Below are 12,093 nucleotides of genomic sequence, written 5' to 3'. Positions count from 1 at the left end.
GGCTGCCCGGCGACCACCGGCCCCAGCACCGGCAGCAGGATCACCGAGCAGGTCGACGGCTGGGTGACGTTGACGGTGATCGGGGCGGAGGAGACGTTGGTGCAGGAGCAGGCGGTGCCGGCGGCGGTGACCGTTGCCGTGACCGTGGCGGGTCCGGCGGTGGGGAAGGTCAGGGATCCGGTGGCGAGGCCCAGGGCGCTGGTGGTGACGGTGACGGGGGTTGCGCCGCCGCCGCTGAAGGTGACCGAGGCACCCGAGACGGGCAGGCCGTTGCACAGCACGAGGGCGGTCAGGCTGGTCGGCTGCCCGGCGACCACCGGCCCCAGCACCGGCAGCAGGATCACCGAGCAGGTCGACGGCTGGGTGACGGTGACGGTGATCGGGGCGGAGGAGACGCTGGTGCAGGAGCAGGCGGTGCCGGCGGCGGTGACCGTTGCCGTGACCGTGGCGGGTCCGGCGGTGGGGAAGGTCAGGGACCCGGTCGCGAGGCCCAGGGCATTGGTGGTGACGGTGACGGGGGTTGCGCCGCCGCCGCTGAAGGTGACCGAGGCACCCGAGACGGGCAGGCCCTCACACAGCACGAGGGCGGTCAGGCTGGTCGGCTGCCCGGCGACCACCGGCCCGACCACGGGCTGGATCACCACCGAGCAGGTCGACGGCTGGGTGACGTTGACGGTGATGGGGGCGGAGGAGACGTTGGTGCAGGAGCAGGCGGTGCCGGCGGCGGTGACCGTTGCCGTGACCGTGGCGGGTCCGGCCGTGGGGAAGGTCAGGGACCCGGTGGCGATGCCCAGGGCGTCGGTGGTGACGGTGACCGGGGTCGCGCCGCCGCCGCTGAAGGTGACCGAGGCACCCGAGACGGGCAGGCCCTCGCACAGCACGAGGGCGGTCAGGCTGGTCGGCTGCCCGACGACCACCGGCCCCGACACCGGCAGCAGGACCACCGAGCAGGTCGACGGCTCGGTGACGGTGACGGTGATCGGGGCGGAGGAGACGCTGGTGCAGGAGCAGGCGGTGCCGGCGGCGGTGACCGTTGCCGTGACCGTGGCGGGCCCGGCGGTGGGGAAGGTCAGGGACCCGGTCGCGAGGCCCAGGGCGTCGGTGGTGACGGTGACCGGGGTCGCGCCGCCGCCGCTGAAGGTGACCGAGGCACCCGAGACGGGCAGGCCCTCACACAGCACGACGGCGGTCAGGCTGGTCGGCTGCCCGACGACCACCGGACCGACCACGGGCAGCAGGACCACCAGGCAGGACGGCGGTGCGGGGACGGTGACGGTGATCGACGCGAAGGTGCACGCCGCGCAGGAGCCGGGTGCGGGGGTGAAGCTGACGTCCACCGTCTGACCCGCTGCCAGCGCGATCCCCAGATCGGTTGCCGCGACCACGCCGCTGACCACCGCGGCCGTGACCGTGGTCCCGTCCGGCAGGGTGTAGGTCAGGGTCCCGTTGACGGAAGTCAGGTCACCGCTGCAGGCCAGCGTGGTAGTGGCCGTCGTGGTCCCGACGCCGGGAGCGGACAGCGTCGTCGAGATCGTCCCGGCCGGCGCCGCAGTGACGGTCACGGTACCGCTCTCGGTCCCCACCCCGGCGCCGACGGCATCGAGGTAGGTCACCGTGACCGGCTGTGCGCCGGAGCCGACGGCCGTGAACGTCGCCGGGCCGGCGACGCCGGCGACCACCGGCAGCGTTTGGGGAGCGGCGTCCTCGTAGGTGAAGACGGCCGAAGCGGCGCCGACGGGGGCGCCGGTGGCGATGGCGGAGAAGGTCGAGCAAGCCGCCACCGTCGAAGGAATGATGATCACTGCCATGAGAGCAGCCCCTTTTTTTGCGGAGAGTGCGGTGTGGGCTGCCATACACGACCGCACTCACGGACGGTGCGGTTCACGCATTCAACTGCCGGGGTGCCCATGGACGTGGAAAACAATCCTCAAACAATCGCTTTCCTGCCGCCCCGACAGAGGATGGGCACCCCACAATCGGTTACTCCATTACAACCACACGAGCCAAATGCCGACCATATGCCGGATGGAGATTAACTCGAACGGTGTAATGCCCACCGCATCACCACACGCAGGGAACACAGCGGAACCTCGAGTCCCCTTGCGTTCCCGGGCGGCCGACCCCCCACGCCAGGCGGAACGCCTCCGCCGCTCCCACCCCCCCGCCCCCGCGCACAGCCGAAGGCCCGCAACCCCACGGGCGTCCAACCCAGGGGATGCGCCCGCGCCCGCGGGCGACCCGGCGACCCTCGAAGCCCGGGGCTTTCGCACCTGGCGATCGCACACGGCTCGCAGACCGCCCTCGGCCGGCCGCCGGTGCCCACAAGGCACCTTGCCGAAGACTTCGGCGTCACTGTCCACCCACACCGTGATGCCCTGGTCACGGCTGATGCGCCGGCTGTCGCGGGCGCGCAGGGCGCCGCCGGATCCGGTGCTGCGGGGCGCGGCCTTCGGCAGGCGCCGCCCGGCCGGGGCCGCCCCCGGCGTGTGGATCACCGTACGGCCTGCTTGCCTGCTGCCCGAGCCGGGCAGCGGGGGAGAAGCCGGAACGGCCCTTCGAGGCACCTCAGCGGACATCCGAGAGGTGAATGTCCGGCCCTGGACGGGCGTGAGGGCAAGCCCCCCGGTCAGCCCTCCGCTCCGCACCGGCTCACGCGACCCGCCCCCCGGGGAGGCAAACCGGCATCCGCACCAGCCTGCCAGCCCCCCGGCAGGGCCGGTTGCCGCAAGTCCGGAAACCCCAGGCCTTCGCGGCCCGGCCCGCGCACACCGAAAAGGGCCTCCTGCGGCTGCGCAGTACCGGAAAGCACAAACCCGCCCCGCACGAATATGGCTGAAAAACATCGAGCGGGACAGGCCGCCGGGGTAAACCCGAGGCCGGCAGCCGACGCCCGGCCGAGCCCGCCGAACGCTTTCACCTGAGGCGAAATGATTATCGCAGAGGGTTAGGCCATTCAGGTAGCAGTCCGCGGGCAAGTGTTGCCGCAATATGCCCCGCCACGCGATAACAGTTGCATCCAATGAGTGGCCGCCCGTCCTCTCCAGGGGAGTGAAAGCCCACCCTTCTGCGGTCCGGCCTCGTGCCGGACCGCAGAAAGGGCAGGCTGCCACAATGGGCACCCGGCGAGAGGAATTGGATCCGTCAGCCGGCGTCGGCCGGCGTCGGCTGACGCGCACATCCCCACCTCGACCGGCACGCCGCGATGCGTCGCCGCCCGGGCACCTGAGACCGGACCCGGGGCCGTGCTGGTCACCGCTCCGCGGCACCCTGCGGCACCGGCAACCGCCGCGGGCACCCCTTGTCTGCGACGAAGGCGTGCCCGCGGCCCGGGCGGCCTGACAGCGAAAAGGCCCGGCTTCCCCCTTTGCGATCTCTTGCGGGGGAAGCCGGGCCTTTTCGTTTCGGGGCGGTGGTGGGCGGCGGGCCTGGAGGGGCCTATGAGTTGACCTCGACCTCGATCTCTTTGATTTTGCCGCTGGTGCTTACGACTGCGCTGACGTTGCTGTCGCCGGGGACCGCGGCAGCACGAGCTGCCTTCACGAACTTCTCGATCTCGTCGAGGGTCATGTTCTTCTCTTCGCCGGTGCACTTCAGGGTCTTGGGCATGGGGCTCATGCTGAACCGGGGACCGGGCATCCCGCAGTCGTTCCGAACGGAAACGTGAACCGTGGGGACAGGGGTGCCAACGGCGTTGCTGAGGGTGAACCCGTGATGTCGTGGCCTTGTTCAGGCTGGTCCGATCGTCAGACCGGTCCCGGCGGGGCAGCTGCCCATGAGGCCGCCGCGGTACCTGGTGCCGCAGGCCTCGTCGGATGCGCCGGACGAGGTGTTCCGGGGGGTGCCCCAGTACGCGGGCGGCCCTCCGCCTTGCGATGCACGGCACCCGGCGACGCGGGCTCAACCGGCAGGACACGAAAGAGACGACCTGGTGCTGTGGCCGGGAAGGTTCACCGGGCCGCGGCGCCCGGCACGGCGCCTCGCGGCGTTGTCGGACCGCGCACGCACGCCCGGTACGCGCGGGCGGTCCTCCGCCTTGCGATGCACCGCGCCGGACACCCCGGCCCGGCAGGCCTTCCCGGCCACAGCACTAGCGGAGGTGTCGCTGCCCGTGCATCGCGTACGTGCGTCCGGAGATGTTGACGGTGTTGTTGATGTCGCCGACGGAGAAGTTGATCAGTCCGCCGCAGACGAGGAGACAGAATCCGGGGGCGGGCCCCGTCGGGGCGGACGTGATGTGGACGGTCGTGGTGTTGTTGGAGGCGTCGCACTCCGCGTTGCCGTTGTAGGCGGCGGTGATGCTGTGCGAGCCGGCGGTGGTGAACGTGGCGGTGTAGCTGGCCTGGCCGTTGGCGTGTACGGGCACGGTGCCGAGCAGGTCGCTGCCGTCGAAGAATGTCACGCCGAGTCCGCCGGCGGGGTCGCCGGGGCAGGCGACGGTGGCCACCAGCTGTACCGGGGTGCCCACCGCGGCGGGCTGCGGAGTGGCCGTCACCGTGGTGCTCGACGGTGCGGCCCAGGCGGGCGAGGCCGGTCCCAGTACGGCAGCCAGGGCTGTGACGACGACCAGTCTCGTTCTTCCTCGGGTGATCCTCACCGGTGCGACTCCTCGTTGTGTCGCGGGCCCGCGGGTTGCCGGCGCCGTGGAGCTTCACGTTATGGCGGCCTGTTCTGCCTTCCGGGAAGGCGGCGCCCACAAGTAGCCTGGTTGGATTACCGTCTGAACCGATCGTCGGACAGGTGGTGCGGGGGCGGCACCGGGGACTGTACGCGGTGGGCCGGGGTGCCGCGTTCTGCCGCTGTTCGGGTGTCAGATGCCGGGCGGGGTTTGGCGGGTGTAGGTCAGTGCGGGGCTGGTGCCGCCCGCGGTGGTGACGGTCACGGGGAGCGGGCCTGCGGGACCTGCGGGTGCGACGGCGGTGGCCTGTGTGTCGGACACGACGGTGAAGGGGGCGGCCGTTCCCCCGAAGGTGACGGCCTTGGTGGTGGCCAGGTTCGTGCCGGTGAGGGTCACCACGGTGCCCGCGGATGTCGGACCGGCGATCGGCACCAGTCCCGTCAGGGCGGGTGTGGCGACGTAGGTGAAGGCGGCGGGGTTGCTTGTGCCGCCCACGGTGGTCACCGTGATGGGTGAACTGCCTGTTCCCGGAGGGGCAGCGGCTGTGATCTGCGTCGCGGACACCACGGTGAAGGAGGCGGCGTTGGTGTTGCCGAACCGTACGGCAGTGGCATTGAGGAGATTGCTCCCGGCCAGTGTGACGACCGTGCCTCCGGCTGTCGGGCCCTGGGGGGGGTCGGCCTTGTTCAGGACGGGAGGCGCTGTGTAGAAGAAGGCGCCCGGGGCGCTGGTGCCCTGGGGCGTGGTGACGGTCACGGAGGCGGCTCCGGCGGCTCCGGCAGGGGTCACGGCGGTGATCTGGGTGGCCGAGTTCACCGTGAACGATGTCGCCGGCGCCCCGGCGAAGTGCACTGCCGTGGCCCCGGTGAACCCTGTTCCCGTGAGGGTGACGCCGGTGCCGCCCGACGTCGGGCCGCTGTCGGGCGCGATGTTGGTGACCACCGGCACCTGGGCCACCGCGTAGGTGAACGTCACCGCGTTGCTGGTGCCGGACGGGTGGACCACGGTCACCGCCACTGCACCCGCGGCGTGGGGCGGGCTCACCGCCGTGATCTGGGTGGCGGAGTTGACGGTGAAGGAGGTGGCGTTGGTGCCGGCGAACCGCACGGCGATGGACCCCGTCATTCCGGTGCCGGTGAGGGTGACGGTGGTACCCCCGGTGACGGGCCCTTGGGAGGGGTTGATGGTGCTGATCGTGGGGGGCATGAGGATGCTCCTACGGCGGCCTGGGCGAAGCCCGGGTCGACGCGGATGCCGGTCCGGCTCCGGGGGAACCGCCGCGTCTGTGGCTTCGGGCGGGTGGGGGTGTGCGCCGACTGCCGGTCTCGTGGCCGGTCGGCGGAGTGGGGCGGGGGGTGCCGCTCGGGCTGCCGCCCGGCGCAAGCGGGGCGGCAGCGTGGCCGAGGGTCAGATGCCGGGTGCCGCGACGTAGGTGAAGGCGCCGACGGCCGTGTCGGAGCCGGCCGGGTTGGTCACCACCACGTCGACGGTGCCGGTCCCGGGCGGGGTCACTGCCGAGACGGTGGTGGAGTTCACCACGGAGAACGGTGCCGGGTTGCCGTCGAAGGTGACCGAGTCGGTGCTGTCGAGGTTGGTGCCGGTGATGGTCACACCGGTACCGCCGGACTCCGGCCCGGAGGTCGGCGTGACAGCGGTCACCGCGGGGATGTCCACGTAGGTGTAGGACAGGCCGTTGTTCGTCCCGCCCGCGGTGGTCACGCTCACTCCGACGGGGCCCGCCGCCGTGCCTGCCGGCACGGTGACGGTCAGCTGGGTGTCGGAGAGGACCGTCGGCGTGGCGGTGTTGGCGCCGAAGGCCACACTGGTGGCCGTCGACAGCCCGACTCCGTTGAGCGTGACGGTGTTGCCGCCCGCGAGGGCGCCGGAGACCGGCTGGAGCGTGGACTTGAACGGGGCTCCGACGTAGAAGAACGGAATCGGGTTGCTCGTGCCGCCCGGGGTGGTCAGGGTCACCCCGACGCTGCCGGTGCCCGAGGGCGACACGGCGGTGACCTGGGTCGGCGAGACGTTGGTGACGTTGGTGGCGGGCTTGGTGCCGAAGGTGACGGCGGTGGTGCCGGACAGGTTCGTACCGGTGATGGTCACCAGTGTGCCGCCGCCGGTGGATCCCTGGTTCGGAGACATGGGCATGGAGAGACTCCTTGCTGACAGGACGGGGCCAGAGGACACAGCGGAACCGGGGGGCCGCCGGGTCGACCTGCGCGGAAGACCCTCACGGGAGGACGCCACGGCTGAACCGTGTCGCCGGGTCAACGCAGTTCCCCCGTAGGGGCACAACGGAAGAACCGGCAGGCACCGCCCTCTATCGTGATTCCCCGGCCATGGGATGGGCGGCCCACCGGTTCGCTGAGTCAAGTAACCCACAGCGCCATATCCCCGACAAGGCGTCAATCCCGGCACTCGGATGGCCGGCCACGCCACAGCGGGCGCTGGAATGCCACCGGCGTACGCCATCGGCCCCCGAGCCGTTCCGGGTTCGGCGGAGAGCTCGGCCGGGCCTGCGGGCGAGGGGGCAGAGCGCCCGGCGGGACCGGATTGCTCGCCACGGTGGGGTCGGTGCGAGGTCCGGTGAGCCTGTCACGGGCATGTTCGGATTCCGGTGTCACTGACGTGTGCCTACTGGTGCTGTCCAGGGCTGGTCTGTTCGGTCGCGGTGACATCCCTCCGGACGCCGCGGTGACATGAAGTCGCATCGGCTGGTGTCGTGTTTGCCGCGCCTCCTTCATTTCTCATCCTGGCCGCTTGGGGCCTCGGAGTCGTCCGTGAACGTGCGCGGCGCGTCGGCCTGGCGGCGCCGGTCACGGTCACCGTCAACGCTCCCTGAACACACCCACGTTGCCTGTGTCAAGCGCTCCGATTCGGGGTTGCACTCGTACATGTGTGTCTGCGTGTCTGCCATCTGTTGATGCGGAGCGCACCCGTACCGCGTCGCATCCTCGTGCACCTCGTGCCGGAGCCCTTCCGGAGAGCCCAGACCCCGGCCCCACCCCGCAGCCCGCTTCCCCGCGGGCCCGGGCCGGGGGCCGTTGCTGCACGCAAGGATGCCGCGGCAGGGCGGTCCTGCCCGCCCTGCCGCCGCTCTGGCGGACCGCGCCCCGGCATGACGGCACGGCAGACCTTCCCGAGCGGAGCCGGAGGCCCACTTCCCGGCAGGCCGCCGGCCCCTGGCGAACCGGCACGGCTCCGCCCCCCACCCCGTGTCCTGGGGCTGCGCCGCACCCCCTTGAGGGAAGGCTCCCTCGTGGATCCCGACGGCACCAGCATCAACATCGCTCCGTTCCCCCTCGCCCGCCACCGCCGAGTGGCAGCGCCGCTTCGTGGACGGCGTCCTCGCCACCGAGGGCGTCAACGTCCCCCGCGCGGTGCTCGAGCAGATCGCCCCGCTTGTCGACCAGCCCAAGTCGCTCATGTACTCCCCGCGCGCTCAGGAGGAGTCACCGGGCACAACACCAAGCACGTCGTGCAGCGCACCGGGGTGACGCCGCTTGAGGCGTGGCTGGCCGCCCCCCCCCGCCGAGATCCGGCCCGAGCCCACCCCGGCCGAGCCGTGTGCGTTCATGCCGTCCTTACCGGTCTGCTTGCGTCACCTGACGGAGCTGAAGACCGACGGCACCTTGTCGGCGGCCGCCGGCGTCGAGCTCGGCATGGTCTCCCTCGGCACTGCCAGGGCCCGGATCAACCAGGCCCTGTGGGAGCTCGCGCTGGTCGGACGCGGGAGCGGTCTGTCCTACGCCCGGATGAGCGCCTTCACCGGCATCCCCGAAGACGACCTGGCTCGACGAGCCGAGGACCACCACCGCCTCACGACCTGTCTGGTGGTTTGGTTGTTGTGGTTTTGGTGCGGGGCGGGGGGTGTGGTGGTTGGTGGTGAGGGTGTTGGGTTTGGTGCCTGTCATGTCCACCGCATGGTGATTGCCGATAGCTGCTCGATTTGTTCGGGGGTGAGTGTGGCGGCTCGGCTGCGCTGGTTGCTGATCCAGGTGCCCAGTTTGAGGTCTCGTTTTTCCTGGCTTTGGCTGTGGTTGCCGGTGGTGATGCGTTCGACGTGGCTTCTGGGTACTTGGAGGTGGCCTTCGCGTTGGTAGTACTGGCGGGCGGCGGTGTAGTTCAGTGCCCATTTGTCGGCTTGGGTACGGCGCGGCCTGGGCTTTTCCTCCTCGCCGGCGGGTGTGATCCCGAGGACCTGTTCGCACATCCACTGCTGCACGGTGGTGAGGTTGTCCCAGCCGAGCCGGACTGAGCGTACCCACCGTCCGAGGTCCTCGCCCTGGCGCAGGACCTCGCCCGCCTTGGTGGGCAGTGCCTCACCGGCGTCCTGGTGCATCCGCACCAGGTGGAAGGCGCGCTGCCACTCCACCGGCCAGGCCGGGCACCAGGCCGGGTCGATGTCTTCCAGTTGCTCGCGGCGCTGTGCGGGCAGCGTCCCGGCGCGGGCGTCGGATCGTGCGTTCTTCAGCCAGATGCCGGTTTTGTGGCCCCGGTGGACGGCGTCCAGCGGGGCCAGGAGGTGCCCGTTCTCCTCGGCCCACCCGCGCGCCGCGGTGAGCCCTTCCTCCCAGGCGACGTCATGGTGTGACCAGAGCATGCCCAGTGTTTCCAGCTGCCGGACGCGTTCGGCGTTCAGGCGACCGCGGGCGTGTCGATGGCGGGCGTCGGCGATCCATTGTCCGAGCGGGAAGCCTGCGAGCGAGGCCGGCCACCCCTCCCGCGCACCCTCGCTCTCCTCTTCGCCCCGGCCGTCGGCGTCCTGCTCCCGGCTGTCGGGCACGCGGTACGTGAACGGGATCTTCAGGCCGCCGTGGATCCGGGTGTAGATGGCGGCTGCCTCCACACCGCGCCGCCAGTGTTCCTTCTCGGGGTTGAGGATGCGCAGGCGGATGAACGCGGCGAGAGCGGCCGGGTCGCGGGGGGTGCTGAACTTCAGCAGCGCCTGCGCCGGCGCCGAGATGGGGGAGCCGTCTTCGTCCTCGGCGCGCTCTGCGTCCTGGCCCCCCTTACGGCTCTGGAAGGCCGTGGAGCGGCTGGGTGCCTGGGGCGCGGCCAGTGCTTCCACGACGCGGGTGTCATGCGCCCTGAGGGCTTCCAGGAGCTTGGCCAGGCCCTCGTAGGCCTTGCTCGTGAGCATGGTGTCCGCCGTCTCCCCGGGCCCGAGCAGGATCGGCACCACCAGCGAGGCCACCTTGCCCTCACCGGGCCGGATCCGCAGCGCCCGGCCGACAGCCTGGACCAGATCGGGCATGGATCCGCGCACGTCGGCGAAGTACACACTGTCGCAGTTCTGGATGTCGACGCCCTCGCCCAGGACCTTCGCCGACCCCAGGAAGCGCCTGCCCGCGTCCGAGCCGCCGGCGAACTCGTCCAGCACGCGGCGCCGGTGGGCCGGTGGGTGATCGCCGCAGAGCCAGTCGGCCCAGACCGCGCTCGGGTACAGCTCCGGGTCGTCCGCATGCAGCTGTGCTGCGACGTCGGGAAGCCCGGCCGCGAAGGCCTCGGCCTCCCTGACCAGGTGGTGGAAGACCAGCGTCCGGCCAAAGGACTCCTTTGCCGAAGCCTTCACCAGCGCCGCCTGAAGAGCCGCGAGCCGCGCCCCGCGCACCTCATCCGACCGGCCTCGGGCGCCCAGGACCTGCGCGGCACGGAGCCGGGTGTCGGTGATGTCCACGCACACCACCTGGTACGGCGCACAGATGCCCCGGTTGATCGCTTCGGACAGGGTCAGGGTGTAGCACCTGCTGCCGAACGGACTGTCCGGATCGTCCTCCATCGACGCGACCATCTCACCGGGTACACCCGGCTCCTGGCCGTCGTCCAGCTGCCACAGCCGGGGTGTGGCGGTCATGTACAGCCGCCGCAGTGCGGGGATGCGGGTGTTGTCGTGGACGACCGCCCAGGGCTTGCCGATCCGCCCCGAGGTCCGGTGCGCCTCGTCCACGACGACCAGATCCCAGCCGGGAAGGCCGGCCGCGTGAGCGAGCTCCAACGTGCCGAGGCCGAGCGAGGCGTACGTGGCGAACACCGTCACCCTGCCGAACGGCCGAACCCAGTCGACCAGCTCCTCCACCGCCGTAGTGTTCGGGAAGACCGCCTGATCCCCGCGCAGCGACGACACCCCGACCATCAGCCCCCTGCGGCCCCCCTCATGCCACTCGGCCTGAGTCTGCGTCAGCAGGTCCAGCGAGGGCACCAGCACCAGCACCCGGCCCGCCCCCAACTCCTCCGCGCTGCGCACAGCCACAAGAGTCTTGCCCGAGCCGGTCGCCATGACCACCTGCGTCCGCAGCCCCCGCTCGGGCACAGTCGACCGCGCCGGCAGGTCGAGCGCGCGCAGTACCGCATCGACGGCCTCGCGCTGGTGGGGACGGAGAGTCTTCGACACGTTCCGCTCCTTTGGCCCTGCGCGACGCGTCCGCCCGGGGGGAGCCTGAGGCAAGTTTAGATCTAGGTCTCATTTTGAAGCATACCGGAGGGGAGACCCTGCGCCCCCGATACCGTGCGTGCCGGCCAGGCCGGCACGCACATCTCCTCAGTGAAGGGCGCGGGGAAGGTACCGGCTGCACCCCACAGATACCCGCAGGGGGATACGACCTTCAGACGACCTCCGAACCGCATCACACCCTCAGCGGCCACGGCACCCCTCCGGGAGCAGAGCCCACACCGGGATCCCGTCAGGGCAGACGGCCTCCACAGTCTTCGGCCTGGATGGGTTCAAAAAGGCGGGGTGAGAGACTGCTGCGACGATTCGGGACTGGAGTCCAGCTTGGCCAGGCGCGCACGGATCGCACTGGGCTGGCGTGAGAAGAGCCGGGCGAGGGATTCCGCGTCGTGGCCCGAGGCATGGAGCTCGAGGAGTCGCTGGTCGTCCGTCTCGGTCCACTTCTGGTAGGCGTTGCCATGCCGCGTGCGGACCTGCGCCACGGTGTAGGCGCGGGTTTCCGGCTGCGGAGCAGCCCGCCGAGCACCGGCTGTGAACCTGACTTCTTTCAGCGAATCGAGAGGGAAAGAACCCACCTCCGTGCCCTGCAACCACAAAATGACGGAGCCGCCCTCAAACGTCATCACATCCGCCTGGACATCGACGACTCTGCGCATCACATCCGGATCGTTCGGATCAGGGACGAAGTCATTTAACCGCAAACGCACCTGAGGCCCAGTCATGTCAGTCATGAAAGCAGCGTGCCCGCTACCCGGCCAGCTGAGCAAACCCAGCAGCACACCCCCACGCTGCCGGCCGCTTTGGTGGTTGGAGCGAAGCGGAGACCACCAGGCGTGGCTTGCCACGCCCCGAGCCGCAACGCGGCTCGGCTCCATCCAGGCCCGCAACGCGGGCCTGTCTCTTGGTGGTTGGAGCGAAGCGGAGACCACCAGGCGTGGCTTGCCACGCCCCGAGCCGCAACGCGGCTCGGCTCCCTTGCCCGGCGCAACGCGCCGGGCTTCACTTCCTGGCGCGCAGCGCCAGG

7 protein-coding genes are annotated in these 12,093 nt (G+C 70.8%); all 7 read right to left on the bottom strand.

The annotated features are described in order from the left end of the window. The coding region (locus ACZ462_RS31285) for a hypothetical protein (RefSeq protein ID WP_468253266.1) at window positions 1-1,808 on the bottom strand (1,808 nt) is incomplete at its 3' end. Window positions 1,809-3,435: 1,627 nt separating this feature from the next. After that, window positions 3,436-3,606 (bottom strand): hypothetical protein, encoded by a 171-nt coding sequence (locus ACZ462_RS31280; protein ID WP_467803948.1) that lies wholly within the window; start codon window positions 3,604-3,606, stop codon window positions 3,436-3,438. Window positions 3,607-4,087: 481 nt separating this feature from the next. Continuing rightward, the gene (locus ACZ462_RS31275; protein ID WP_467803947.1) at window positions 4,088-4,594 is read right to left on the bottom strand and encodes an Ig-like domain-containing protein; all 507 of its coding nucleotides are present in this window, start codon (window positions 4,592-4,594) and stop codon (window positions 4,088-4,090) included. Between the two features lie 213 nt (window positions 4,595-4,807). Further along, window positions 4,808-5,821, bottom strand: coding sequence for an IPT/TIG domain-containing protein (locus ACZ462_RS31270; RefSeq protein ID WP_467803946.1), 1,014 nt, complete (start codon window positions 5,819-5,821; stop codon window positions 4,808-4,810). Between the two features lie 201 nt (window positions 5,822-6,022). Further along, a complete protein-coding gene (locus tag ACZ462_RS31265; RefSeq protein WP_467803945.1) occupies window positions 6,023-6,766 on the bottom strand; it encodes an IPT/TIG domain-containing protein in 744 nt (247 codons plus the stop codon). Window positions 6,767-8,528: 1,762 nt separating this feature from the next. Continuing rightward, window positions 8,529-11,012 (bottom strand): helicase associated domain-containing protein, encoded by a 2,484-nt coding sequence (locus ACZ462_RS31260; RefSeq protein ID WP_467803943.1) that lies wholly within the window; start codon window positions 11,010-11,012, stop codon window positions 8,529-8,531. 329 nt (window positions 11,013-11,341) lie between these two features. After that, window positions 11,342-11,800: a hypothetical protein gene (locus tag ACZ462_RS31255; protein WP_467803942.1), complete on the bottom strand. Its 459-nt coding sequence runs from the start codon at window positions 11,798-11,800 to the stop codon at window positions 11,342-11,344. Window positions 11,801-12,093 lie beyond the last annotated feature (293 nt).

It is taken from the genome of Streptomyces sp. NPDC031121 (assembly GCF_055570615.1).
The sequence above is the reverse complement of the archived record's forward strand: the minus strand, read 5'-3'. Positions and strand labels throughout refer to the sequence as shown.